The sequence below is a fragment of the Pseudomonas sivasensis genome (assembly GCF_052938085.1).
The window spans coordinates 1,825,145-1,851,703 of sequence record NZ_CP176442.1 but is presented as its reverse complement, the minus strand read 5'-3'; the positions used below and the strand labels follow the sequence as shown (position 1 = coordinate 1,851,703).

At 61.1% G+C, this 26,559-nt stretch carries 14 protein-coding genes; 3 read left to right on the top strand and 11 right to left on the bottom strand.

The genetic code is table 11. The features are described from left to right. Positions 1 to 6 precede the first annotated feature (6 nt). From ACKZ62_RS08620 to ACKZ62_RS08575, 10 genes are all read right to left on the bottom strand, one after another. Positions 7 to 486, bottom strand: coding sequence for a fimbrial protein (locus tag ACKZ62_RS08620; protein ID WP_032885951.1), 480 nt, complete (start codon positions 484 to 486; stop codon positions 7 to 9). A 25-nt stretch (positions 487 to 511) separates the two neighbouring features. After that, complete coding sequence (locus ACKZ62_RS08615; RefSeq protein ID WP_447096532.1) at positions 512 to 1,006, bottom strand: fimbrial protein; 495 nt, start codon at positions 1,004 to 1,006, stop codon at positions 512 to 514. A gap of 10 nt (positions 1,007 to 1,016) precedes the next feature. After that, positions 1,017 to 1,598 carry a fimbrial protein gene (locus ACKZ62_RS08610; protein WP_032885954.1) on the bottom strand — a complete coding sequence of 194 codons (582 nt, stop codon included), beginning with the start codon at positions 1,596 to 1,598 and terminating at the stop codon, positions 1,017 to 1,019. 17 nt (positions 1,599 to 1,615) lie between these two features. Further along, positions 1,616 to 2,377 carry a fimbria/pilus periplasmic chaperone gene (locus ACKZ62_RS08605; RefSeq protein WP_032885955.1) on the bottom strand — a complete coding sequence of 254 codons (762 nt, stop codon included), beginning with the start codon at positions 2,375 to 2,377 and terminating at the stop codon, positions 1,616 to 1,618. Next, positions 2,374 to 4,977, bottom strand: coding sequence for an outer membrane usher protein (locus tag ACKZ62_RS08600; RefSeq protein WP_447096531.1), 2,604 nt, complete (start codon positions 4,975 to 4,977; stop codon positions 2,374 to 2,376). The genes ACKZ62_RS08605 and ACKZ62_RS08600 overlap by 4 nt, the downstream gene beginning before the upstream one ends. Positions 4,978 to 4,997: 20 nt before the next feature. Beyond that, the gene (locus ACKZ62_RS08595) at positions 4,998 to 5,558 is read right to left on the bottom strand and encodes a fimbrial protein (RefSeq protein WP_032885957.1); all 561 of its coding nucleotides are present in this window, start codon (positions 5,556 to 5,558) and stop codon (positions 4,998 to 5,000) included. 50 nt (positions 5,559 to 5,608) lie between these two features. Further along, the gene (locus ACKZ62_RS08590) at positions 5,609 to 6,130 is read right to left on the bottom strand and encodes a fimbrial protein (RefSeq protein ID WP_447096530.1); all 522 of its coding nucleotides are present in this window, start codon (positions 6,128 to 6,130) and stop codon (positions 5,609 to 5,611) included. 504 nt (positions 6,131 to 6,634) lie between these two features. Next, complete coding sequence (locus ACKZ62_RS08585; protein WP_286818905.1) at positions 6,635 to 7,819, bottom strand: thiolase family protein; 1,185 nt, start codon at positions 7,817 to 7,819, stop codon at positions 6,635 to 6,637. A 1,307-nt stretch (positions 7,820 to 9,126) separates the two neighbouring features. Further along, positions 9,127 to 10,641, bottom strand: coding sequence for a polyphosphate:AMP phosphotransferase (pap, locus tag ACKZ62_RS08580; RefSeq protein ID WP_032888070.1), 1,515 nt, complete (start codon positions 10,639 to 10,641; stop codon positions 9,127 to 9,129). 102 nt (positions 10,642 to 10,743) lie between these two features. Next, positions 10,744 to 15,582 (bottom strand): NEL-type E3 ubiquitin ligase domain-containing protein, encoded by a 4,839-nt coding sequence (locus ACKZ62_RS08575; RefSeq protein ID WP_447096529.1) that lies wholly within the window; start codon positions 15,580 to 15,582, stop codon positions 10,744 to 10,746. A gap of 208 nt (positions 15,583 to 15,790) precedes the next feature. Here ACKZ62_RS08575 and mnmC point away from each other — a divergent pair, with 208 nt between their 5' ends. Beyond that, a complete protein-coding gene (gene mnmC, locus ACKZ62_RS08570; protein ID WP_447096528.1) occupies positions 15,791 to 17,788 on the top strand; it encodes a bifunctional tRNA (5-methylaminomethyl-2-thiouridine)(34)-methyltransferase MnmC2/FAD-dependent 5-carboxymethylaminomethyl-2-thiouridine(34) oxidoreductase MnmC1 in 1,998 nt (665 codons plus the stop codon). 9 nt (positions 17,789 to 17,797) lie between these two features. Here the strand turns inward: mnmC and ACKZ62_RS08565 are convergent, their stop codons facing one another. Continuing rightward, positions 17,798 to 22,627: an NEL-type E3 ubiquitin ligase domain-containing protein gene (locus tag ACKZ62_RS08565; protein ID WP_447096527.1), complete on the bottom strand. Its 4,830-nt coding sequence runs from the start codon at positions 22,625 to 22,627 to the stop codon at positions 17,798 to 17,800. 254 nt (positions 22,628 to 22,881) lie between these two features. On the opposite strand from ACKZ62_RS08565, the gene ACKZ62_RS08560 reads away from it, so the two are divergent. Continuing rightward, the gene (locus tag ACKZ62_RS08560) at positions 22,882 to 24,654 is read left to right on the top strand and encodes an N-acetylglutaminylglutamine amidotransferase (RefSeq protein WP_032888064.1); all 1,773 of its coding nucleotides are present in this window, start codon (positions 22,882 to 22,884) and stop codon (positions 24,652 to 24,654) included. A 3-nt stretch (positions 24,655 to 24,657) separates the two neighbouring features. Then, a complete protein-coding gene (ngg, locus tag ACKZ62_RS08555) occupies positions 24,658 to 26,406 on the top strand; it encodes an N-acetylglutaminylglutamine synthetase (RefSeq protein WP_032888062.1) in 1,749 nt (582 codons plus the stop codon). Positions 26,407 to 26,559 lie beyond the last annotated feature (153 nt).

Genomic DNA, 26,559 nt, shown 5'->3' with positions numbered 1-26,559 from the left:
CAGCTCCTACTGGTATTCGGCCAACAACGTGGCCACCGCCGTAAACCGGGCCGGCGTCAGGACTGCCCCGGGCTGTTGCACCGGAACGACCTCCAATGTCGGCGGTGACGACAGGGTGATGTCCATTGGCGTATTGAGGGGCAATGGCAGGCTGTTCTGAAAAACCCGAATACCCAGCGCCGGCACGCTGGTCTGCACGGCAGAGCCATCAAACGCGGTGGGGGTGCCGTTGACACTCAACTTCAACGCCCACGGCAACGTGTCGGTGCCGCAATTAATCGCGTAACCGATACCTTTTCGGTATTTCACACCATCAATGCGCTTGACCCCGACGTCGCCAAAGTCGACTTCAATGGTCTTGCCACCTTCAATCGTGCAGGGTGGCGGCTCGTTCAACGTACCGCTGAACGTCAGGTTGGCCGATGCAACATTGCACAGGCCGATGGAGCACAACGCGAGCAATGCTCGCTGTGGCCAAACCTTCATTGGTCGTTCCTCATATAGGTCGCCGTCATTGGTAATCGACCACAAGGGTCGCAGCGGCATCGAACGCCCCGCCGCTCAGTTGGCTGCCCGCGCGTTTGACGGGCACCGCCTGCACCATCGGGAAATTGGGATAGGTAAAGTTCACCCGGGTGTTGAGCGGCCAGTCAGCGCCGTTCACGAACAGCTTGACCCCAAGGTCCGCCTTGCGCGTAGAGAGCACGCGGCTGTCAAACGAGGCGCCTGTGCCGTTGAGCGCCAGGGTCAACGCATTGCTGTGGGGAGCGCTGCAGGTGACGGTGTACGGCACATCGCGACGATAATTCACCCCGTCCACCCGTGACGTCTGCAAGTCATTGCCAAACGGCACGTCCAGCGTATTGCCACTGTTAATGACACACGGCGGAGGGGCAATGATGACCGCGCGAATCGTCAAATTGGTCTGTGCCTGCACACTCTGGCTGACGGCCCCTATCAGGCAAACAGCGATCAGAATGGCCCGTGGGCTGATTGGTCTATCCATCGCTCTGCCCTTACTCATAGTTGAGCCTGAAATCCACCACGGCCCTGAATGCTCCACTGGTCAGTGGCGCAGCGGTGCGTGTGGGCCGTACGTGCCAGGTCTGAATGTTGCGTCCCACGGGCAGAAACAAAGCTTCGCCCCTTGAACCCAACTGGACGTCCCGGCCCAGGGCGTCGGTCAATTGCAGGCCCATCCCGGTGATGCCTTGCACTTTGACCAGCCGTGGATCATCGGGATCGGCAGGCGCAGAAAACGCCACCGACAGCACGGGTTGGTAGGCACTCCATACCAGGTTGCCGGTGCGTTCACTGCGCACGCGGCCGGCGGTGCGCTGGCAATCGGTAAAGCGCAGTTGAAAAGCCTTAGCAGTCGCCTGGTCACCGGGCCGCTGCAGCTGGCTGCTCGACACGGCGTCCAGATCAACCGTTTGATGCAGTGACGCCATCTCCAGGCTGCAAGGCGATTCATGCATGGACCCGAGCACATTCAGCATCCCGCTCATACCTTCAATATCCTCGTCATCCTCGGCGTGTACGCCCATCGCCAGGATCCACAACAAGCTGCCCAAGACCTTCACATTGTTCGATTTCATGACGTTCTCCAGCCGCATTACTCTTTCGGCAATGCGGCCTGCGTGTTCACCTGGCACGTGTTGCCATTGCAGGTGAAGGCCAGAAGCGGACGGCCGCCGTAATCATTCACATAGGCCAGGTAAGGGGCCGTACCCAGTGCGCTGGCCGTGGGGCCCAAGGTCAATGCGTCTTTGGGCGGGATCATCAGCGGCGCGAAGCCCGGCGCGGTTTTGCCGTCCTTGCTGCTGCGCGCATCCACCAGGGTCACGTAATAAGGCGTCGGGTTGTTAACCCGGTATTGATCGCCTTCGCGGGTCAGGGTCAGTTTCTGCTGCCAGGGGTTGGACAGGTCTTGCTGGCTTGGCGTAATAGCTTGTGGTCGATAGAACAACTTGATGCGGGTCTGCAATGCAATTTGCAGGGTGTTGGATTTATCGCTGCGCGGCGGGATTTCCCTCAAGTTGAAGTAGTAGACCGTCTCCCGATCCTGCGGTAACGACTTGGCTGCCGGTAAAGCCTGAACTTTCACCTGGCTTTGTTTACCAGGCTCCAAGCGTTGAACCGGCGGGAGCACGATCAAGGGCGAGGTGATTTTTTTACCCGCCTCATCCTCAATCCAGCCTTGGGCCAGATACGGCAGCTGGGTATTGTTGTTGGTAATGCTCACGCTGGTGGCATCTTTGCCGCCATCAAAAATCACGCGGGTACGGTCCAGGCCGACGGCGGCGCCGGCGCTCTGGCTCAAACCCAGAGCCAGGAGCGCGAAAGCCGGAGGGGTGAGGCGCATATCAAGCATCATGAGGCTGTGTTCTCCGTATCAATAAGTTCCCCGGTCAGCGTGGCTGGCCCGGGCAAAGATGGGGTTGCGGCGATCCTGTGGCAGCCCAGTTGCAAGGTGTCCGTCAAACCATCAACGGGCAGGATGGCGGGAAGCGTAAGGACGCATTGTTCGTCGCCGCCCCAACTGACGACCATCTGCTCGCCAGCCCGCAAGCCACTCAGGTAGACACTGCCGCTGTCATTCACAATCCCGGTGTCCTGTTGCTTCATGTTCTTCACCGTCGCGCCGAAGGGCGGTGAACTGCCATCCGGCAGGCGCAGAATGGCCATGGCTTTTTCGCCGGCAATCACATCCAGCGCGCGGTAACCAATCGCTCCTTCGGTGAGCGTTAACTGCGTGACCGACTCAGTCGCTTCGACATTGCTCGGCAAGCGCTCCAGATCAACGCTGGCCACCGTACGCTGGTAGCTGCTGATGTCGGAGATGACAGCCTTGCCAAAGACGTTACTGCGAGTCGGTGAGCCGTAACCGCGAACAGGTACATCGGGCACCCCACCGGTATCGATCATCAGGCGCGTGCCGCCGGTGCTGGTGGTACGGTGCAGAGCCGCACCGTGGGCCGTGAGCGTGCCACCACCACGGGCAGACACACCCAGGCTGCTGTAGCCACCCTCTTGCGTACTGGCGCTGATATCGATGTCGGCCTGATCCCCCATATGACTCAGATACCCACTGCCGTAGGCATTGCTGGCACTGAGCTGGTAGCTGTTGCGCTCATCGATCCGATCGCTGTAGCGGGTTGCAAAGGTGTTCTTGCCGGCGGCCCTGTTGGCATCCGCCGACAGGGTGCCGGTGCGCCCAAACGGCAGGCTGACCGTCAGCGCCATGCCGTTGTCGTTGTAGTTGTATTCCTGGGTGCGATACATATTCAGGGACAGGTTCATATTCTTGACCGTGCCCACATTGAAGTAACGCGACAACGACAGGTTCCAACGCTGAGTGTCCGGCCGGTCCCAATAGGTTTGCTTGTGGTAACTGGCGTAGACGGTAGCGCCCAGGTCACGAAACTGTTTGTTGACCGTCACCGTATAAAGCGCCTTGCTGCCGCCAATCGGCTTCCAGCCCTCGCTTGAATCGCGATAATCGCCGCGCCCGCCGAGTTCGCCGTTCAACCCGTAATGCCGGGCGTCCAGGTACTCACTCATACTCAAGAAATTCTTCTCGGAAAACCGGTAACCGGCGAAGGTCACCTGGCTGTCATACTCTTCAAAGTTCTTGGAGTATTGAAGGCGGTAGGATTTACCCGAGAGCGTCTCGTTCCACACATGGGCGCGCGACTGCGTCACGTCCAGCGAAACGGCGCCGAACGCCAGCAAGTCGCGCCCTGCGCCCACGGACACGGCTCGGTAGTTGTTGTCGGTCATGCCGCCGCCGAACAACGACCAGCCATTGCTAATCCCCCAGGAAAACTCCCCGGTACCGAAAAAGTCGCCATCCGCACCGTATTGCAGATTGGACGGTCGACCCGCGGCCAGCTTGTAACGCACTTGGCCCGGACGCGTCAGGTATGGAACGCCCGCCGTGTCGATCTGGAAGCTGTTTACCACGCCATCCTGTTCTTCGATCCGCACGTCCAACTTGCCCGTCACCGCGTCCTGCAAGTCCTGAATGCGAAAGGGGCCTGCCGCCACCAGGGTTTCGTAGAGCACGCGCCCCTGCTGGCTGATGATGACTTTCGCATTGGTTTTGGCCACCCCGACAACTTCCGGCGCGTAACCACGCAGGTTGGGTGGTAACTGGCTTTCATCAGAGTTCAGCGCGGCACCGGTAAAGCGGAAGCTGTCAAACAGGTCCGAATACAGGTAGTTATCACCCACTAACAGGCGCGCTCTCAACGCCGGAATAGCGCGATACGCGTAGTAGCGGCTCCACTCCAGCTTTTGAGGCCCTGCGGCTTCTTGTCGGCCGCTCTCGACGCGCCCTTGCCAGTCCGCCCTGAGGCGCCAGGCACCGGCGTTAGCCCCCACGGTGCCATTGCCACTGAGGTTTTTGCGGTTACCGTCGTTTCGTTGATAGTTGGACTGCGCCGTCAGGCTGTAATCGATCAACAGCCCCGGCACGCCTTCATCCCAGCGTGAAGGCGGATCCCAGTTGATGGCGCTGTACTCAAGGTATGCCTGGGGCAAGTTGATGCTCAGCGTGGAGCTGGCCAGATCACCCTGAACGTCCATGCCAGGCAAACTTTGAATGTCCAGGCACTCGCCGCCTTTCCACCATGCCAGTTTGTCGGCTTCGGACACTTTAAGGCCCAACTGTTCCACAAGACTGTGGGACAAACAGGCTTGGCTACCCTTGGGATCATTATCGGGCGGATAGAACGCCACCGGTTGTTCAGCAATAGGCTGACCGTTTATCTGCACAACCATCGAATAAGTGCCGGGTAAAATAAACCCGCTGCGCGCAAACTGAGACAAGTCAATATTAGTGCGATCAATCAGGTCAAGAACGTCCGTATTAAACTCGATATCTGCGGCGCCCAATGCACTTCCCGCCAGTGATATAAGCCCACCAAACAGGCCCGGGCGCAGCGTATTTTTGATCTTCGCCGTATTCAACATGCATGCCTGCCCATCAATGTTCAAAAATATTCCAACTTGAACCGCACTGCGGCGCTGTGGGGTCCCGCCACCAGCGGCAGTCCATTGCCGACCAAATAGAATCTGTAGTTGAGTGTCATGTCGCCCTCCGCCAACGGTGTCGGTGCCATCCGCTGACCCGGAATACTCTCTTCGCCGGCGGCGTCCACAATGTGCAGGGCGACCCCCTGCGAGTCGCCAAACACCGCAAAGGAGAGCCCTAGCCTGTCGGTGGGGCCGTCAAACGTCACTCGCATATGCTCCCAATCAGGCAGAGTTACACCCGGGCGCAACGGGTCCGGCCGAGTCAACGAGCAATTGATCAGGCGCAACTGGAAGGGATGGTCTTCTCCGCGCGTGTTACGTAAAAGCCGGCCAACCGGCTCTGGTGGCATCTCGATGGTCTGGTCGATACTGGCCAGCTCCAACCCGCAGGCTGAGTCGACGACTTGTCCCCCAAGCAGGACAACGCCCTCGCCCTGCGAGGCCTCTTGCGCAAAAACGTAAGGGCAGACCAACGTCGTTAGTGAAGAAGCGATAGCGAAACGCATGAATGTTTTCACCTGGATCTCCCGACAGCGTCCCCCGCCACCCGCGGTGGCGGGGGAAACACTTACTGATAAGCCAAGGTGAAATTGGTGACTGCGCTGAAATCGCCAGGAGTGATGGCGCCCGTGGCGGCACCTTGGACGTAAGCCCCGAACTCCAGCGTGTTATTGCCGGCAGCAATGATCTGCGGAGTTGTAGGAACGCCAAGCTCAACCACGTCACCGCCGTGGGTCATCATGATGCCCACGCCGCCTGCGCCACCCACCGTGCCGATCGCCCCTGGAACAACGCTGGAAGGTGCTCCCGTGAAGGTCGTGGTGACGGTATTGTCGGTGAAGTTGGACAAGTCGCAGCCTTCAAGCTCGATCAGCAAACGACGGGCCTCGGACTTGCCGCCTGATTCCAACTGGTGTTTGGCGATCGCACCCAGTCGGATGGTCTGATCGACGGAGTCAGGTTTGATGGAGCAGGCGCCCGAATATACCGAGCCCAGAAACGTGACCGTTCCATCCGCGGCCTGAGCAACGGACGCAGTCCCCGCCAAAACGCCGACAGCCAAGAGCACAGTTTTCAGTTTAGTTTTCATTCACAATTTCCCACTTATCAAATGTCATAAGGCGTCCTGCAACACGTCAGCGCAGGACTGATTAAACGAACGGTGTGACCCGTGCCATTAAGTCGGTGACCGCCAAGTTGTTTTTCCAACTTATTGCATTGCAATTCGCGACACCGCTCAACACAGGGAAAGTTTGTACATGACGCACAAACAAGTAAGCCGTCCATTTCCCTTAACGAAGTAGCCGTGAGCCACTAACACTCGCAGGAAAAACATGGCAATCTGCCAAAACTTTAAAAAGTGCTGAAGGAATTAGACTACACGCAGATTAATGAGAATATTTTAACCAAGATTATATCTGTAAGAATGAGATTACAGGCACTAAAAAATCACCGCCCCCGTTGGAAAACCCCAACTAAGCAAGCAACTAAAAGTGCGGTTTTGAGATAACTGAACAGCAGATGCGCAAAGGGAGGACAAGCCCCCCTCTGCGTTGATCGAGTACGAACAACCCGAAGCGCGAAACTCAAGTGACTAGCGTGCGACCTCAAACAAACCGGTGGCGCCCATGCCCCCACCCACGCACATGGTGACGACGCCGTAACGCAGGTTACGCCGTTGCAACTCACGCACCAGATGCCCCACTTGCCGCGAACCGGTCATGCCGAACGGGTGGCCGATGGAAATCGATCCGCCGTTGACGTTGTATTTGGCGTTGTCGATTTCCAGACGATTGCGCGCGTACAGGCACTGCGAGGCAAACGCTTCGTTGAGTTCCCACAGGTCGATATCCGCCACTTGCAAGCCACGCGCCTTGAGCAGCTTGGGCACTGAGAACACCGGACCGATGCCCATTTCGTCCGGCTCGCAGCCAGCCACGGCGAAGCCACGGAAAAACGCCTTGGGCTTGAGCCCCAGTTCCAGGGCTTTTTCCAGGCTCATCACCAGGGTCATCGAGGCGCCGTCGGACAGTTGCGACGAGTTACCCGCTGTCACCGAGCCGTCCTCGGCGAACACTGGTTTCAAGCCTTGCAGGCTCGCCAGGGTGGTGTCGGGGCGGTTGCAGTCGTCGCGATCGACCACGCCGTCGAGAATCTGCACCGCGCCGGTGTTTTTGTCCTCGACCTTGTACTTGACCGCCATCGGCACGATTTCGTCATTGAACAAACCATCGGCCTGGGCTTGGGCGGTACGTTGCTGGCTTTGCAGGGCGTAGAGATCCTGTTCTTCGCGGCTGACGTTGTAGCGGCGCGCGACGATTTCGGCGGTCTGGCCCATGGGGAAGTAAATGCCCGGTACTTGCTCTTTGAGCAGCGGGTTGATCAGGTTGTCGGTGTTGACGCTTTTCATGGTCAGGCTGATGGACTCGACGCCACCGGCGACGATGATGTCGCTGCAGCCCGAGGCGATCTGGTTGGCAGCGATGGCAATCGCCTGCAAGCCCGATGAGCAGAAACGGTTGAGGGTCATGCCCGCCGTGCCAGTGCCCAGTTGCGACAGCACCGCCACGTTACGCCCGATGTTGTAGCCCTGGGCCCCCTCATTGGAGCCCGCGCCGACGATGCAATCTTCAACCGTCGCCGGGTCGATGCCGTTGCGGGTGAGCAGCGCGTTGACGCAATGAGCCGCCATGTCATCCGGACGGGTCTGGTTGAACTTGCCGCGAAAGGACTTGGCCAGGCCGGTTCGTACGCTGTCGACGATGACTACTTCACGCATGGGCTACCTCGATCTTGTGGTTGTTGGGCGATGGATCGAGGATAGATCCAGGCCCAGGCAACCGCGATGATCATTCACCCGGCATATACAAAACCATGGCTGGTTGAAGCAGTGAGACTTTGGGGTGGGACCGCTTCGCGCCCCGGCGCGGGGCAGGCCTGCTCATTGCAAAAAGCAAAGTCACCACACACAGCCGGTTCACCACAAAAAGCACAGTCACCACACACCACACACAGCCGGTTCACCCCAAAAAGCACAGTCACCACAAACATGCCTGCTCTCCTCACACAGCACGAGTGGGGTCGTTTGTTGAGGTGAACAGACTCTTTGCGGTGAGCCTATACCTGATGGCGAACACAACCTTTTTGTGGTGAGCAGGCTTGCCCTGCGCTGGGCTGCGAAGCGGCCCTAAAACCGGCCATTGGGTTCTGCCTGGAGAAAACGCAGCGACTGGATTGGGGCCGCTTCGCGCCCCAGCGCAGGGCAAGCCTGCTCACCACAAAAAGCAAACTCACCACACACAGCCGGTTCACCACAAAAAGCAAAGTCACCACACACAGCCGGCTCCCCCCAAAAAGCACAGTCACCACAAAAACGCCTGCTCTCCTCAACCCGCACGAGTGGGGTCGTTTGTTGAGGTGAACAGACTCTTTGCGGTGAGCCTATACCTGATGGCGAACACAACCTTTGTGGTGAGCCTATACCTGAATGGCGAACACAACTTTTTTGTGGTGAGCAGGCTTGTCCTGCGCTGGGCTGCGAAGCGGCCCTAAAACCGGCCATTGGGTTCTGCCTGGAGAAACGCGGCGACTGGATTGGGGCCGCTTCGCGCCCCAGCGCAGGGCAAGCCTGCTCACTACAAAAAGCAAACTCACCACACACTGCTGGCGCACCACAAAAAGCAAAGTCACCACACACCACACACAGCCGGCTCCCCCCAAAAAGCACAGTCACCACAAACACGCCTGTTCTCCTCAACCAGCACGAGTGGGGTCGTTTGTTGAGGTGAACAGACTCTTTGCGGTGAGCCTATACCTGATGGCGAACACAACCTTTTTGTGGTGAGCAGGCTTGCCCTGCGCTGGGCTGCGAAGCGGCCCTAAAACCGGCCATTGGGTTCTGCCTGGAGAAACGCGGCGACTGGATTGGGGCCGCTTCGCGCCCCAGCGCAGGGCAAGCCTGCTCACTACAAAAAGCGAATCCACCATACAAAGCCTGCTCACCACAAAAAGCAAACGCACCACACAACGCCAGCTCACCAAAAAAAGTCTGCGCTCCCCAACCAGCACGGCGCGCAAACCGCGTAGTTATTTCTTCTTCTTTTTATCGTGCTTGTCGGACTTGGCGAACGCTTCTTCTAAAGCGAGGTTAATCGTGCGCAGCACCTTGACCCGCGCCCAGCGCTTGTCATTGGCCTCCACCAGGGTCCAGGGCGAGATTTCGGTGCTGGTACGGTCAACCATATCGCCCACCGCCGCGCGGTAGTCGTCCCATTTGTCGCGGTTGCGCCAGTCGTCTTCGGTGATTTTGAAGCGTTTGAAAGGGATTTCCTCACGGGCCTGAAAGCGTTCCAGCTGCGTGTCCTTGTCAATCGCCAGCCAGAACTTGACCACGATCACGCCCGCATCACGCAGTTGTTCTTCAAAATCATTGATCTCGCCATAGGCGCGCATCCAGTCCGCCGCAGAGCAGAAACCTTCGACTCGCTCCACCAGCACGCGGCCGTACCACGAGCGGTCGAACACGGTGAACATGCCGCGCGCCGGGATCTTCTGCCAGAACCGCCATAGGTACGGTTGGGCGCGTTCATCCTCACTGGGCGCGGCAATCGGCACGATATGGTATTGGCGTGGGTCCAGCGCCGCTGCAACCCGGCGAATCGCGCCGCCCTTGCCCGCCGCATCATTGCCTTCGAACACCGTGATCAAGGCGTGCTTGCGCATGCGTTTGTCACGCATCAGGCCAGAGAATCGCGCTTGCTCGGTGATCAGTTGTTCTTCGTAATCGTCCTTGTCCAGATGCTGGCTCAAGTCGAGGCTGTCGAGCAGCCCCTTCTTGTCCACCGACGGTATCAGCGGCGCGGGGTTCATGCCGCTGGCCTTGCCTTTGGGCAGTTTCAACGCGGTTTGCATGCCTTCGAGCAGTAGCTTGCCCACGGTGAGGCTGCGGTAATTGCTGTCGACACCTTCGATCACATGCCACGGCGCGTAGTCGCGGCTGGTGCGACGCAGCACCCGCTCGCCAAAGTGCACGAACTTGTCGTAGGTCTGTGATTGCTGCCAGTCCAGCGGGCTGATGCGCCAACTGTGCAGTGGGTCGTCGGCCAAGGCCTTTAGCCGCGCCTTCATCTGTTTCTTGGAAAGGTGAAACCAGAATTTGAAGATCAGCGCACCTTCATCACAGAGCATTTTTTCCAGGCGCTCGGCACCGGCGATGGCCTGATCGAGACGCGCGTCCTTGATCTGCCCATGTACGCGGCCTTGCAGCATCTGGCTGTACCAGTTGCCGAAAAAGACACCCATGCGGCCCTTGGCGGGCAACTGCCGCCAGTACCGCCAGGCCGGCGGGCGGGCCAGTTCCTCATCGGTTTGCTGATCGAAGGTACGGACTTCGATCAGGCGCGGATCCATCCACTCATTGAGCAGCTTGACGGTCTCGCCTTTGCCAGCACCTTCGACGCCATTAATCAGGATGATCACCGGGAAGCGCTTTTGCTGTTGCAGCTCGTACTGCACTTCCAACAACGCTTCACGCAGGGCCGGCACTTCGGCGTCGTAGGTGTCTTTGTCGACGGCGTGACCAATTTCTGCGGATTCGAACATGGGCAACTCCCTTCCAAGATCAATCAAGACTAGCGGATTGGGCTGCACCACGGGCAAGCAATTGAATAGCGCTTGCCATGGATCAATCAGCAACCCTGCCGGCTAGTCTTCAGGTAGATGGCAGATATCCAGGTCCTGATACTTCATCATCTGTTGGGTCAGCCGCTCCATCACCTCGTTGATCGCCTGCCTGCGCGGCGCGCGCAGGCCTTCCATTTGTGCAAGGTATTCGCCATCGGTGAGGTTCTGACTGTTCTCGAAGAGCGCCTGCTGTTGACTGTCAAACAGCTCGGCAGCGCGCCTGAACGTCTCGGGAAACTGCTGTTTGAGATGGGCCTTCCAGAACGAGAGCTGGGCAATAAACCGCAAAAATACCGGCGACAGCTCGGCAATGAGGACTTGCTCATGCGCCCGCTCCAGGTTCTCGCTGGTCAAGTCAGCCAATGACCCGTAGCGCATGTGCTTGGGTTGCCCCGGCAACTGCAGGATCTTCGCCAAACCGACCCGATACGCCAGGCTGACCTCCAGCGGGTCTTCGCTGGCATGTTCGGCGGCGTAAGTGGCGGCAATCTTTTCCAGCTCACTGAGGCGAAACAAGCCGCGCCCCAGGGTCAGCAGCACCCCGGAGTTGCCTTGCCCACGGCCGGCCTGGCGCGTGGCGTTCGCCACGGCCTTGAGCACTTCGACCTGGCTGAAAATCTCTGTCGCGCCATCGACACAGTTCGCCGGATGGGCCACCAGTTGAAACACCTGCTCGCGCAACTCGACGCTGTCATGGGTCGCCTGCAGGACCTCCCAGACACGCCGGGTCATGTCCTCACGCACGTAACGGCTGTCGGCGGCGGCGGAGAGTTGCGCCAACAATGTCATCAGCGGCACCGATTCCGGATCGTCGCGCAGGTTGGCCCAGATCGCCCGCTTGCCGGCATCGGCGGCCGCTACCTCGTCCGGCAGCCAGGTCCGCCTGGCCTTCAACTCGGTGAAACGTGACTGATCGTCCTCCACATAGCCCATGCCAATGCCCACTGCATCGCGGTAGCGGATCAGCGCCGTCATTGTCGTCGAGGACAATGGGTTGCCACCCAGATTGATCGCCTGGCTGTACCTGCGTGTCGACGCAAACAACCAGTCGGGCAATACCGTGATCCAGTTGCTGCGCAGGTCGACCTGTTCCAGATGGGCCAGGCGTGCGATCCCGACGGGCAGGTCCACCAGCCTGGCGTCCTGCAGTAACAGGGTTTGCAAATCGCGCATGTTACTCACGTCCAGATGCACCTCGATGGGGTTGTGGCTCAGGTCCAACAGACGCAGCGTGTGCATATCAGCCAGTTTTCGCTGGGTATACGTCGTCAGCGCCAGTTGATTGTGGGGCAAGGACAAACTGTTCAGTTCGGGCATCCGCGAGAGGTATTCCGGGAGCCGGCTCAGGCGGTTGCGGTCCAGGTTAAGGCGCCGCAGCCCCTTGAAGCACTTGAGGAAATACGCCACATCATCGCCCAGACGCATGTTTTTCAGGGACAGTTGCCGAACATGGTCAAAGCGGATTTCGGGGGGCAGGTTCGGCAATGCGCCCACGCGCATGCCATCCAATATCAGCCCCGGTACGGGCACTTGTTGATCGTCGAGGACAAAGCTCTGGCGGCGCCAGCAGGCTTCAATCCGCTCGGCCACTTGCTGGCGGCTCTCGCGGACATCCCCCATGCCCGGCTGCGCCGCCAGGTCGCCGACGTTGCTCTTCCAGTGTTTGAGGACCGTGCGCAGGCGTTCCAGGTCAGCCTGCAGACGGGCAACGGCCTTGGCTTGGGCCAGGGCATCGGTCCCCAGGCTGCGCAACAACTCTGCTGCCTGTACGTCACTGAACAGCGGATAGATTTTGCGCACCTTGCGCACCAGAGGCGAAGCGAGCGGCAGCGGGCTGGTCGGAGAGTCCGCCATGCGGCAGGAGACCTCCTGTTCCAGTGGCTCGCCAGCCTTGTCGGAAAACGCGTCGCCCGCCACCACACGCTCGCTCTGCGCGCGGGCCGCCACCCTGCGGCGCATCCTCCATCCACCTTCGCTCGGGTTCAGCGGGAGTTCCAGGGCGCTGCGCTGGGTGTCCGAGAGCGTTTGTATAATCGCCTCGAACAGGCCGTCGGAACCGGCCTGGGTCGGCCCCATACTGACGCCGTTGGCGTCGAACGGCGCAAAGCCCGCCGCCGAACTGACCATCACTCGACGTACGCTCGCGCCCTCCCTCGCGCCCAGGGCCAACAGTGACCCGGTGGGCGAATCCTGGCGCAATTCCAGTTGCAACGCGCTATCCCAACCTTCGACGCGCGGCAGCATGCGCACCGCCACACACTGGGTGTCGAGACCGGCCAACTCCGGCTGCTCGAAACCGGCCAAAGCACGATCCAGGCGCTGTGTCTCCGCGCTCAAGCGCACCGCTTCTGCCAGGGCCATTGGCACCCGCTGAGTGTCGCGCAGGGCTTGGCGCTCAACGGAGGATGCCTGGGCCATCAGCTCGCGCATCACGCGGGTGGGCAGTTGCGGGCAGGCCTGACGCAGCGGCACCCACTCCTCGGGCACTGGCCCGTCGTAGGCCTGATACAACTGTTCAAACAACGGTCTTCGATCAGCCTTGAGCTGTGCGAGCAATTGACGCGCCAACGCTGCGTGCTCCTCATTGGCAGACACGCCTTCACCCAACAGTCCGACCTTTTGTTGCGTATCCAGGCCTGACAGCAACACGTCAAACACCCGCCCTTCACCCACGGCCTGCTCGCTGAGGCGCAATGCCTGAGCGGCCTCAAACGGGCCGGCGGCGGGATAACGCGCCGTGACGCCACCTTGAGCATCCAGCACCTCGAAATAACGACCTTGGGGCCAACCCGGCAGCAGCGGCAACGCGTGCATTTGCGCGGTCGCACTTTGCCCATTGCGGTACCCCCCGCGCTCCAACAGCCACACCAGGTCGCGAATCGACTGCTCCAACCGGAAACGCTCATACAGATCACGAAAACGCGCCGCAAAGGGCAGGCATTCCTGCGCCAGGTGATACCCCCAGCGGTGGGGCTTGTCGATGATGTCGTTAACCAGCCTCAGCTTGCGCGAGTCCAATGCGGGGTGACGACTGCTCGGCTCCAGGCGGGAAAACAAATAGTCCTGGTCTTCCCACTCCTCGGGATCTTCGAATGAAAAACGCCAGGCCCCCTCACCGTTGTGCAGCATCGCCGGACGATAGGCCGTCTGCCGCGTACGGTGGCTGGCTCGCCACAGTCCCTGCTGCGGCTCATAGGTCACCTGATGCAGGTTGTCGCCGACTTTGACGTATGAGCGAGCGCCCACCTGGTAGAGGCCTTGCGCGTCGGCAGCCACGTCGTCGATCAGGTGATGATCGTGGGAATACTGTCCGATGTCAGGCCGCCACAACCGTGGCTGCCCATCCCTCGAACGCACCGCTTCCAACGTTTTAAAGTAACCGGCATAGCTTTGTCGGGTGCGCTTGAAGACCTTGCCCACCACCTTGGCCCCCGCGGCGAACAACACCATTGACGTGATGTCCTGCGCCACGGCCACCAACTGTCCGAGCGCCTCCTCCTTGTCGCCACGGCGCCAGTCCTCAATACCGTCGTACACCTCGCCGAGCATCTGTCCCACCGCCACGCTGGTCATCAACAGGCCCAACGCCGGGACTATAAAACCAGCAAGGTTGAGCAACGTCAGCCCGGCGTCCAGATACTCCTGCAGACGCTGTTTGCGCACCTGCTCGTCGACATCCACCACCGGGACCGCCAGGGTGCGGGCGTCGATTTGCAGTTTGCCCGCATAGGTCGCAAAAAAGTGCTGCGCCAGGCTAGTGGTAATGGCCCTGGCCTCCAACACGCCCAAGGTACGGTGCTGGTCAAAACGGCTGAAAAAACCGACTCGGTCTATTTCGCCCAGGTAACGCGCGAAGAACGTGCGATAGGTGCTGACTTCCAGCTTCAAGTCCAAGTAGACCTTGAAGTCGTTGAGCGATGGGTACTCAAAAAACGGTCGCCCCGGCTCATTGGGCATGTACACCACACAGGGCTCCTGCGGGTAATCGGCAATTGGCCAGCCGGAAAACACCAGCACGCTCCACAGGCAGCAATCCAGCGCATTCAAGCCCTGCCAGATGACCTGGCGCCCTTGAAACAAAAGGCCCCTGGCCTGCTCAGGATCCATCTTCCGATCCAGCAGTGCGCATAACAGGTCATAGGTCTCGCGGGTGATATCGCCACGCATGCAGGCAATGTGCGCGTCGATTTTCACATCCAGGGTTTTCATCCAACCGATGTCGAGCGCTACACCATTGAGGTAGGCGTCATCGCCCGGCGCGCCAGCGTCAAGGTTGAACACGTCACTGATGTGCTGCTGATACAAGCCGCCTACATCAAGGTCGCGACAGCCCTTGGCAAATGCCTGCACGGAGACGGGGATCACCCCACGTGAGGCTGAGCCGAATTGCAGCCGCGACTGCTGTGGAAAATGCGCCTCTTGCGTCTCGTCCTCGGTAAAGTTCTGCAGGGCCATGTGCAGCAGGGTCTGCTGTTCCAGCTTGATGGTCCTGACATAATCCAGCGGCAGGACTTCTTTCTGGTATTCATAGAAGGCCCGCACGAACAGGTCCTTCTGCGGTTCAATCGTGACCTGCCAGTGCTTCTGGCAGTAAGCCTTCAATTGCGCACTGCAAAACTCATCCAGGGAGCGTAATGGAAGCAAGCGTCCGGCGACTGCGGCCCTGGCCTCATCAATCTGCGCCGCGTCCCGTTCCAGTGCCTCCAGTACACCTTTGGGCGCGTTTATCATCCAGCCCGACAGGCGCTTTTGCAGGACCTCGGCCTTGGGCAGGTCGCTGGTGATTTCCAGCAGCGCGGCTTGCAACTGGCGCTGCGTCAATTGGGTGCATGTCTTGGTCAAATCATCCTGGTCCGGCATCTGCAATATCCCTTATTGCCCATTAATCAGTCATTCACCATACCCCGACGCAAGCCTTTGAATTTACGCAGATAGTTGATCGTTACCCGGACCGATTCGGGCATTTTTTGCATGCAAGTATCAGCGGGCTACCACCCCCGCCCAGCGCGGATCGGTCGCCACCGCCACGATCGGCTAGAATGGCCGCCTTGCCTTTGCCGAGTTGCCCATGAACCCCGTATCGCCACATGCCCAACTTGACTGGGACGACCAGGGACGCCCGCGTTCGCGGGTCTTCGACGACGTGTACTTCTCCGATCAGTCGGGCCTGGACGAAACCCGTTATGTGTTCCTTGAACAGAACCACCTGCAACAGCGCTTTGCCGCGCTTCCCGTGGGCGGACGATTGGTGATTGGCGAGACCGGCTTTGGTACCGGGTTGAATTTCCTGTGTGCCTGGCAGTTGTTTGATCAGCACGCCGTGTCCGGCGCCCGCCTGCACTTTGTCAGCGTGGAGAAGTACCCCCTGAGCCACGCCGACCTGCAACGTGCTCTGGCCCTGTGGCCAGAACTCAAGCCCTGGGCCGAGCAGTTGCTGGCGCAGTATGTCGCCATCCACCAGGGCTTCCAGCGTCTGGTGCTGGACAATGGCCGCGTCACCCTGACCCTGTTGATCGGTGATGCTCTGGAGCAGCTACCGCAACTGGATGCGCAGATCGACGCGTGGTTTCTCGACGGTTTCGCCCCGGCGAAAAACCCCGACATGTGGACCGCCGAGCTGTTTGCCGAGCTGGCACGCCTGGCCGCGCCGGGTTCGACCATCAGCACCTTCACCAGCACCGGCTGGGTGCGGCGCCTGATCAACGCCGCCGGGTTCAAGATGAAGCGCACGCCGGGGATTGGCCACAAGTGGGAAATCCTGCGCGGCGAGTTCCTTGGCTGGCCGGCGGAGACACCCGCGCCGGCTGCCATCAAACCCTGGTTCGCGCGACCACCTGCATTTAACGGCGAGCGCCGCGCCCTGGTGATCGGCGGCGGCCTCGCCGGTTGCGCCAGCGCGGCCAGCCTGGCGGCGCGCGGCTGGCAGGTCAGCCTGCTGGAACGCCACGCCGGCTTGGCCGAAGAGGCATCGGGCAACCCGCAAGGCGTGCTGTACCTCAAGCTATCGGCCCACGGCACAGCGTTGTCGCAGATGATCGTCAGTGGCTTCGGCCACACCCGGCGCTTGTTGGAGCAGCTGCAACGCGGGGTGGATTGGGACGGCTGCGGCGTGCTGCAACTGGCCTTCAATGCCAAGGAAGCCGAACGCCAGGCGCAATTGGCGCAGGCGTTTGCTCCGGACCTGCTGCATCTGCTGGACAAGGATCAGGCCCAGGTCCGGGCCGGCATCGCGCTGCAAACCGGCGGGCTGTTTTTCCCTGAAGGTGGCTGGGTGCATCCGCCCGCACTGTGCCAGTGGCAAGCCACACAACCGGGTGTTGAGTTGCTGACCCATCGTGACGTACTGCAACTGCGCAAAGTCGACGACCACTGGCAGGCCTGGGACGGTGAAACCCTGCTGGCCAGCGCGCCGGTGGTGGTGCTGGCGGGCGCCGCCGATGTCACGCGGTTTGCCGCCTGTGCGGAGCTGCCACTCAAACGCATCCGCGGGCAGATCACGCGCCTGCCGCAAACCGCCGCCAGTGCAGCGCTGAGCAGCGTGGTGTGCGCCGAAGGCTACGTGGCACCGGCTCGCCTGGGCGAACATACCCTGGGCGCCAGCTTTGATTTCAAAAGCCTGGACCTCACGCCCACCGCCGCCGAGCACGCGGGCAACCTGGCGCTGCTGCACGAGATCTCCCCAGACCTGGTACAGCGCCTGCACGCCGACGCCCTCCCGGCCGAGGACCTTGAGGGTCGCGCCGCCTTCCGCTGCACCAGCCCCGACTACCTGCCGATTGTCGGCCCGCTGGCAGACAGCGCGCCGTTCGCCGACACCTACGCCGCGCTGCGCAAGGACGCCCGCCACGTGCCGCAGGCGCCGTGCCCGTGGCTCGACGGCCTGTACGTCAACAGCGGCCACGGTTCGCGCGGGTTGATTACCGCACCGCTATGCGGCGAGCTGCTCGCCGCCTGGCTGCACGACGAACCGCTGCCACTGCCGCGCAGCGTGGCCGAGGCGTGTCACCCCAATCGCTTCGCGGTGCGCGCGCTGGTGCGCAGCAACGTGAACACGCCCGCGCGCTGATCGCCGCCGCTACAGCGGCGCCAGCGTGCACACCGGGCTCGCGTCCTCCGATTGCAGCGCCTCGCGGGTCAGGCGCTCCAGTTCGGTCCTTTCGGCTTGTTGCTGCTCGCGCAGGATTTCGTCCATGCGGTCGCGGTACTCGCCGTCGGCCAGGCTGGTGCTGCGCTCAAACACGTCGAGCATGCGCTGGTCGAACGGCTCGTTCATGCTTTCGAACGCGTGCTCGAAAGAGCGTTTGAGGTAACGCACCCAGAACGGCAGATCCATCAGAAAGCTCAGCAGTTCAGGCGACAGTTCGTCGGCCTTGACCTGCACCTCCGCCGAGTTCAATGCCTGTGGCGTGACCCCGGCCAGGCGCGAAAACCGCATATGGCGCGGTTGCCCCGGCAAATAAAACCGATCAACCAGCCCGGTCCGGTACGCGAGGCTGACTTCCAGCGGGTCCGTGCCGGGGTGCTGCGCACTGTGCACGCGGGCCATGCGTTCAAGGCGGTCCAGCCGAAACAGGCCACGGCCCAGGCGCAACAGCCATTTGGAATCGAGGATGCCGTTTTCCACCTGTTGCGAGGCCTCGTGGATTTCCACGATCACTTCCAGGTCGCTGAAACTCACCGCGGCGGCGTCGTCGCAATTCAATGGGGTGGCGGCGCGCTCGAAGATCTCCGCGCGCAAGCGCGTGTCGTCACCGGCGGCCTGCAGCACGCGCCAGACCCTGCGCGTCATGTCTTCACGCACATTCATGGAGTCCGCCGTGCCACCCAGCTCCGAGAGCAGCTTGAACAGGCCATCCGAACGCGGTTCATCCCTGAGGCCCTGCCAGGTGGAGATGCTGCGCGAATCGCGCGGCAAGCGCTCGTTCAGCCACAATTCGCGGGCTTTCTGCTCGTTGAGGCGGGTGATGTCGTCTTCCAGGTAGCCCATGCCAACGCCGACACTGTTGCGATACTTGAGCAGCAGTTCACGGCTGCGCTGGCCCAGGGGGTTGTGTCGCAGGTTAATGACTTCGCCCACCCTCCGAGGGGCAGTGAACAGCCAGTCGGGCAACGCCACGATATCGTTCTCACGCAGATCGACATGTTCCAGGTAGGGAATCCCCAGCAGCCCGCCCGGCATCTCCTTCAACCGGCAATTGCGCAGCGCGAGGGTGCGCAGCTCTAACATCCGGTTAATCAGCGGAGGGTCCACCAGAGGGTTGTTGTTCAGATTGAGCAGCCTGAGGTTCTTGAGGTTGCCGAGTTTGGCGTGGGTATGTTCGGTCAATTGCAGGCGGTTGTTATCCAGGTACAACACCTGGAGTTGGGGCATGTGCGACAGCACTTCGGGCAAGCGCGTGATTTGGTTGCCGGTGAGTTCCACAGTTCGAGCCTGCTTGAAGTGCTTGAGGAAATACGCCACCTCGTCGCCCAGCTCCATGTGGTTCAACGACACCCACTGGACATGATCAAAGTTGGCCCCGGGCGGCAAGGTAGGCAACGTGCCCAATGCCATGCCATCGAGCATCAGGCCGGGCACCCGCACGCCAATGACGCCTTCGGGCAACATTGAAGCGTACTGCCAGCTGCGCTCAATCGCCTGCAAGGCTTGCAGACGACTGAGACGATAGTCCGCCGAGGTGTACGCCGAAGTCGATTCGACCCGCTCACTGGCCCAGACTTTCAAGGTGCGATGCAGGTGTTCAAATTGCACTTCCAAGGCTTTGACCGCCTGGGCGCGGGACAGGTGATCAGTGCCCAGCCCTTGCAGGAATGTCGCGATGCGCGAATCGTCGAACAACGGGTAGAGCCTGCGGACCCGGCGCACTAGAGCGGAGGGAAATTCAGGCGGCTCCGTCCCTAGGGCCTGGACGCAGGACGCCGGCAGCTCGCTGGGCACTGCCCGCTCGGGCCAGACAAGCCGCGTGACCGGCTTGCGCGCCTTCTGCGCTTGGGCAATCACGTGAAAACGCAACTGGCTGGGGGTCTGCACATCCATATCCAACAAGTCGCGGGCAGGCACGGCATCGCAAATGGCGTGGTAAAGACCTTCGCGGCCCTGACTCATGGGACCCAGCGGCGCACCCTGAGCATCAAATGCGCGGTAGTTTTCACCGACCTTGACCAGCGTGCGCCGAGTCTCGGCGGCATCACTTCCCGCCTCGGCCAGCGGCCGCCCCACCAGGCTGGCGTCGCGCAGTTGCATGCGCAGCGTCGCCGGCCAGCGTTCCAGGCTCGGGACCAGGCCGAAGACCACGCGCAGCGTCGCTTCGTTGGCGAGCTCGGGCAGATACAAGCCCAACAACGCCAGATCTTCGGTCAGCGTGTCCAGTGTCTGGCGCGCCTGCTGGGCCACTCGCAGCGGCACCCGCCCGGTCTGGCGCAGATGCAAGCGATCGGCCGCCGAGGCCTGGTCCATGATTTCCCACGCCAAGCGCCGTGGCAGCTGGGGGAAATGGCCCTTGAGCAAACCATGATCGGTCTGATCGATGACCTCGCCATACTGGTACAGCGCTTCGTAAATGTGGCGGTGGCTGTAAGCGAGGGACGCCAACAAGCGCTGCTTCATCACGTCCTGCTCTGCGCCAGCCTCTACCGCGCCACCCAACAGAAACGCCTTGTCGTCCTTGTCGAACGCGGCCAGCGCCGTCGACATTATTTCGCCGGCCCTCATCTGTTGCTCGGTAATGTGAATACTCATGTCTTCGTAGTCGAACGGCGCCGTGTCGGGGTAGCGCTCGATCAGGTTGCCGTCCTTGTCCAGCACCTCGAAAAACCGCCCCTGGGGCCAGCCCTTCATGAGCGATAGAGCCAGTAACTGCGCTTGGGCGGTAGCGCGGTCGAGCGGCGCATCGTGCTCCATCTGCCAGCGCAGATCGCGGACTTTCTGGTTCTGCCGGAAGCGCACCACGCAGTCACGAAAACGCTCCGACAGTGTGCGGTTTTGCCGGACCAGTTGCTGCAAGTGCGCAAGCCGGGTGTCAGTGATGGCCGTGATGTCTTGCAAGTGCCCAGTCGGCAGCGCCTCAAGACTTGGGTCGAGGCGCTGCAAAATATAGTCGGGATCGTCCCACGGCTGCGCGTGCTCAAACGTGAACTGCCAACCGCCTTGGTGGTTATGCCGCAGCAAGGGTCGATAGGCATCGGCACGCTTCGGATGCCGGGCGCGCCAGGCACCAAACTGGTCATCGTAGGCAACGGAATAGAACCCGCCGTCGACCTTCACAAAGGATTGGCCATAGGCCTGATACACACCTTTGGCATTCGCCGGAACGCCTTTGAGCTCCAGCGACTGACGGTATGGCGTCTTGTTGTTGCGCCACAGGCGCACGCGGTCGTCCGCGAGCTTGACGGCTTCCATCTGGTCAAAAAACTCCGGGGAGTTTTTCAGTGCGCGCCGAGCCGCACCCACCACCTTGGCTCCCGCGGCAAACAGCGCCATGGAGGCAATGTTCTGCGCGACGTTGATCAGGTGCTCAAGGGCCTGGGCGTTGTCATGGTGCGACCAGTCCTCGACGCCCTCGAACACCTCGCCCAGCAACTGCCCCACCGCCACCCCCATCATCAGTTGCCCCAGCACCGGCACCACCAGCCCGGCGAGGTTAAGCAAGGTCAAACCGGCATCCAGATAATTCTGTAGACGCTGTTGGCGCGCGTCCTCGTCGACCTGCGCGACCGGCACCGCCAGTACGACTGCATCCAGTTGCAGCTTGCCGACGCAGCTGTTGAAAAAGAACTCGGTCAGGTTGCCGGTGGCTGGCAAGAGCGCCATCGGCTCCAGGGATTTATTGCGATCAAACTGCTCGAAAAAACTGAAGCGCTCCGACTCGTCCAAGTAGCGCGTAAAGCTGTTGCGATAGCTCGTCACTTGCAGTTTCAGGGTCAGGTAGGTGGTGAAGTCCTGCCACGTCGGGTATTCGAACACGGGCCGCACCGGTTCGTTGGGCATATACACCACCACCGGACCCACGAGTGCGTTGCCGGGCGAATCGCCGCGAAACACCAGCGCGTTCCAGATGCACGCATTGCGAATGTTCAGGCCGTGCCATACCAGCGGGCGCCCATTGAACAATAAATGGCTGAGCTCGCTGGCCGGCCTGGCGCTGCTGATCACCTGCAACAGCAGGCGGTAGGTCGACTCGCTGATGTCACCTTTGGCACAGGCGATGTGCAGGTCGACGTTCATGTCACTGCAACGGGATTGGCCGATGTCCTCGACCGCCGGGTTGTAGCCGCGTCCAAGCGCCACCACGCCCTCATCCGGCTGCGGCAGATTGAACACATTGCGCAGGTAAGCCTGATAGGCCCCGCCCAGGTCGAGTTCGCGGCAGTAACCGGCAAACTCATGGGCCTTGAGGCCCTTCAGCACCTGGCGCCGGGGCCCGAACCGAATCTGCGCAGTGCGTGGCAGCCCATCGGGTTCGGCGCGTTCCTGCGGGAAATTCTGCATCGCCGCCTGCAACAGACTGTGTTGCTCAACGTGCGCGGTGCTGATCACCAAACCGCCCAGATCAGGGCTGACGCCGCTGATCGTGCGCCGGGGGATTTCCAGCAGGTCGTACTCGACGTCCAGATAGCTGAAGCCCTCGCCGGCCAGAAAGGTCTTGAGCCGCTCCCTGCAAAAGGCATCGAGCGGCGTCAGTTTCTTCAGTAGCCGGGCCGCGCGTTCACGGGCACGGCGGCCTTGGCTGTAGCTTTCGTCGATGGCGCTGAGCAATTCCGGCGAGGTCTTGAGCATCCAGGTCGGCAGGGTGTCGTGCAGCACCTGGGCCTTGTCCAGGTCGCCGCTCAGATCCAGGAGTGCGCCCAGCAATTGATCCTGGGTCAAAGGCTCGGTGGCTTGAGCCAGGGTTTGGGGGTGTGTCATCGGCAAGCGTCCTTGAGGTAGCGAATGAGGACTGCCGACACTAAACCGGCGATGTCGGACAAAAGCGGTATAAAAACCCCGCTTGCTGCGCTGCGGTTTTGCGTAGGCGCCTGGCTGATGCGCGACCTGCGGCCTTTTGCCTTATAACAGATTGATCTAAAACTCCGCCGATGCACCCCGGTCAGTTTCTGGGTACCCGCCATTTGTGCGCGGTGACCTTTTCTCTCCCCAACGGAAAAACCGGTAAGGAATTTATGTGCGGATTAGCTGGCGAGTTACGTTTCGATCACCAACCTGCCGACCTGGCAGCGGTGGAGCGAATCACCCATCACTTGGCGCCACGCGGCCCTGACGCGTGGGGCTTCCATGCCCAAGGGCCGATTGCCCTGGGCCATCGACGCCTGAAAATCATGGACCTGTCGGACGGCTCCGCCCAACCGATGGTCGACGCCCAATTGGGCCTGTCCCTGGCGTTCAACGGCGCGATTTATAACTTTCCGGAATTGCGTGAAGAGCTGGAAGCCCTTGGCTACGCCTTCTATTCCGGTGGTGACACCGAAGTGCTGCTCAAGGGTTACCACGCCTGGGGCGAAGCGCTGTTGCCCAAGCTCAATGGCATGTTCGCCTTCGCCATCTGGGAACGCGACGCCCAGCGCCTGTTCATCGCCCGTGACCGTCTCGGCGTAAAACCCCTGTACCTGTCGCGCACCGGTCAGCGCCTGCGCTTTGCCTCAGCATTGCCGGCGCTGCTCAAGGGCGGCGATATCAACCCGATCCTCGATCCGGTAGCGCTCAATCACTACCTGAACTTCCACGCCGTGGTGCCTGCGCCGCGCACCTTGCTGGCAGGCATCGAAAAACTGCCGCCAGCGAGCTGGATGCGCATCGACGCCAATGGCAACACCGAACAGAAAACCTGGTGGACGCTGCCTTACGGCCCCCATGAGGACGAGAAAAACCTCACGCTGGAAGACTGGACCGACCGCGTCCTCGACAGCACCCGCGAAGCCGTGGCGATCCGTCAACGTGCTGCCGTGGATGTCGGCGTATTGCTCTCCGGCGGTGTGGATTCAAGCATGCTCGTTGGCCTGCTGCGCGAAGTCGGCGTGCAGGATCTGTCCACCTTCTCCATCGGTTTTGAAGACGCCGGTGGCGAGGCAGGCAACGAGTTCCAATACTCCGACCTGATCGCCAAGCACTACGGCACCCGTCATCACCAATTGCGCATCGCCGAAAGCGAGATCATCGATCAACTCCCGGCCGCCTTCCGCGCCATGAGTGAACCGATGGTCAGCCACGACTGTATCGCCTTCTACCTGCTATCGCGGGAAGTGGCCAAGCATTGCAAAGTGGTGCAGAGCGGCCAGGGCGCCGACGAACTGTTCGCCGGTTACCACTGGTACCCGCACGTCGACGGCGCCAGCGACCCGTATGCCGCCTACCGCGAGGCGTTCTTCGACCGCAGCTACGACGACTATGCCGCCACCGTCGCGCCCAAATGGCTGACCGCCAACGACGCCGCCGGCGACTTCGTACGCGAACATTTCGCCATGCCCGGCGCCGATGCAGCGGTGGACAAGGCTTTGCGCCTGGACAGCACGGTGATGCTGGTGGACGACCCGGTCAAACGCGTCGACAACATGACCATGGCCTGGGGCCTCGAAGCGCGCACGCCGTTCCTGGATTACCGACTGGTGGAACTGTCGGCACGCGTGCCGGGCAAGTTCAAGTTGCCCGACGGCGGCAAGCAAGTGCTCAAAGAGGCGGCACGCCGGGTGATTCCGAGCGAAGTCATCGACCGCAAGAAAGGTTACTTCCCGGTGCCCGGCCTCAAGCATCTGCAAGGCGACACCCTCAACTGGGTGCGTGAATTGCTGCTGGACCCGAGCCAGGATCGCGGACTGTTCAACCCGGCCATGCTTGACCGCTTGCTGACCGACCCCCAAGGCCAATTGACCCCGTTGCGCGGCTCCAAGCTGTGGCAATTGGCAGCGCTGAACCTGTGGCTCAGCGAACAAGGAATCTGATTGATGAAACCCCACGCAGCGGCTTACAGCCAACGCTTGCTGAAGGGCCAGGCGCCAACCTACGAGCGCCTGCAAGCCCGACTCGCCGAAGATGGCAGCCCGCTGGCCGCCGAGCCCATTGCCGTGCATTGCGGCTGGGGCCGGCTATTGATCGGCCATACGTTTCCGGACCCGGCGAGCCTGGCGGGGGAACTGCTCAACGAACAACCCGGCGAACGCGACATCGCGCTGTATGTGGCCGCGCCGCAGCAGATCCTCGGGATTGATCCGCAGCAGTTGTTCCTCGATCCCTCGGACACTTTGCGCCTGTGGTTCACTGACTACCGCCCCGCCACCCGGGTGTTTCGCGGCTTTCGTATTCGCCGCGTGCAGACCGAGGCCGACTGGTTGGCGGTCAACCAGTTGTACCAGTGCCGTGGCATGTTGCCGGTTGACGCCGAGCGCCTGACGCCGCGCCATCAAGGCGGCCCGGTGTACTGGCTGGCCGAGGACGAAGACAGCGGCGCAGTGATCGGCAGCGTGATGGGCCTCAACCATCAAAAGGCTTTTCACGACCCGGAAAACGGCTGCAGCCTGTGGTGCCTGGCGGTCGACCCGCAGTGCACGCGCCCCGGTGTGGGCGAGGTGTTGGTACGCCACTTGGTGGAACACTTTATGAGCCGGGGCCTGAGCTACCTCGACCTGTCGGTGCTGCACAACAACCGCCAGGCCAAGAGCCTCTATGCCAAGCTCGGGTTCCGCGCGCTGACCACCTTTGCGATCAAACGCAAGAACGGCATCAACCAGCCGCTGTTCCTCGGCCCTGGCCCGCAGGCGGGGTTCAATCCCTATGCGCGGATCATTGTCGAAGAAGCACACCGGCGCGGTATTGATGTGCAGGTGGATGACGCCGACGCCGGTTTGTTCACCCTCAGCCACGGCGGGCGGCGCGTGCGTTGTCGTGAGTCTTTGAGCGACCTGACCAGCGCGATCAGCATGACGTTGTGCCAGGACAAGAGCCTGACCCACAAGGCGCTTAAAGCCGCCGGTTTGAAGCTGCCGTCGCAACAATTAGCGGGCAGTGCTGATGACAATCTGGAATTCCTCGATGAACACCAGCGCATCGTCGTCAAGCCCCTGGATGGCGAGCAAGGCCAGGGCGTGGCGGTGGATCTGCACAGTATCGAAGAAGTGCAGCAGGCCATTGAGGCTGCGCGCCAATTTGACAGCCGCGTGCTGCTGGAAAGTTTTCATGAAGGGTTGGATTTGCGCATCCTGGTGATCGGTTTCGAGGTGGTCGCCGCCGCTATCCGCCGCCCTGCTGAAGTCACCGGTGACGGCCAGCACTCCATCGGCGCGCTGATTGAAGCGCAGAGCCGACGACGTCAAGCGGCGACCGACGGCGAGAGCAAAATCCCGCTGGACGCGGAAACCGAACGCACCCTGCACGCCGCCGGTTATGACTACAGCAGTGTCCTGCCCCGTGGCCAGACACTCGCCGTGCGTCGCACCGCCAACCTGCACACCGGCGGTTGCCTGGAAGACGTCACCGCGATCCTGCACCCGACCCTGGTCGACGCCGCCGTGCGCGCCGCCCGTGCCCTCGACATTCCCATGGTCGGTCTGGACCTGATGGTCCCCGCTGCCGATCAACCTGAGTACGTGTTTATCGAAGCCAACGAGCGGGCCGGCCTGGCCAACCATGAACCGCAACCAACGGCAGAGAAGTTTGTGGACCTGTTATTTCCCCATAGCCAGCCGACGGCTCAATAACCCTGTGGTGAGCGGGCTTTCCGCGCGGGGCTGCGAACCAGCCCCAAAACCTGCCAATGAGTGTTGACTCGAAGCGCGCGTTGCCTGGACTAGGGGCTGCTTCGCAGCCCAGCGCAGGTCAAGCCCGCTCACCACAAAAAGCCCGCTCGCCAC

Bases quoted from the DNA above. Each gene is read 5' to 3' on its own strand.
- ACKZ62_RS08620 (WP_032885951.1), bottom strand. From the start codon at position 486: ATGAAGGTTTGGCCACAGCGAGCATTGCTCGCGTTGTGCTCCATCGGC.
- ACKZ62_RS08615 (WP_447096532.1), bottom strand. From the start codon at position 1,006: ATGGATAGACCAATCAGCCCACGGGCCATTCTGATCGCTGTTTGCCTG.
- ACKZ62_RS08610 (WP_032885954.1), bottom strand. From the start codon at position 1,598: ATGAAATCGAACAATGTGAAGGTCTTGGGCAGCTTGTTGTGGATCCTG.
- ACKZ62_RS08605 (WP_032885955.1), bottom strand. From the start codon at position 2,377: ATGATGCTTGATATGCGCCTCACCCCTCCGGCTTTCGCGCTCCTGGCT.
- ACKZ62_RS08600 (WP_447096531.1), bottom strand. From the start codon at position 4,977: ATGTTGAATACGGCGAAGATCAAAAATACGCTGCGCCCGGGCCTGTTT.
- ACKZ62_RS08590 (WP_447096530.1), bottom strand. From the start codon at position 6,130: ATGAAAACTAAACTGAAAACTGTGCTCTTGGCTGTCGGCGTTTTGGCG.
- ACKZ62_RS08585 (WP_286818905.1), bottom strand. From the start codon at position 7,819: ATGCGTGAAGTAGTCATCGTCGACAGCGTACGAACCGGCCTGGCCAAG.
- pap (WP_032888070.1), bottom strand. From the start codon at position 10,641: ATGTTCGAATCCGCAGAAATTGGTCACGCCGTCGACAAAGACACCTAC.
- ACKZ62_RS08575 (WP_447096529.1), bottom strand. From the start codon at position 15,582: ATGCCGGACCAGGATGATTTGACCAAGACATGCACCCAATTGACGCAG.
- mnmC (WP_447096528.1), top strand. From the start codon at position 15,791: ATGAACCCCGTATCGCCACATGCCCAACTTGACTGGGACGACCAGGGA.
- ACKZ62_RS08565 (WP_447096527.1), bottom strand. From the start codon at position 22,627: ATGACACACCCCCAAACCCTGGCTCAAGCCACCGAGCCTTTGACCCAG.
- ACKZ62_RS08560 (WP_032888064.1), top strand. From the start codon at position 22,882: ATGTGCGGATTAGCTGGCGAGTTACGTTTCGATCACCAACCTGCCGAC.
- ngg (WP_032888062.1), top strand. From the start codon at position 24,658: ATGAAACCCCACGCAGCGGCTTACAGCCAACGCTTGCTGAAGGGCCAG.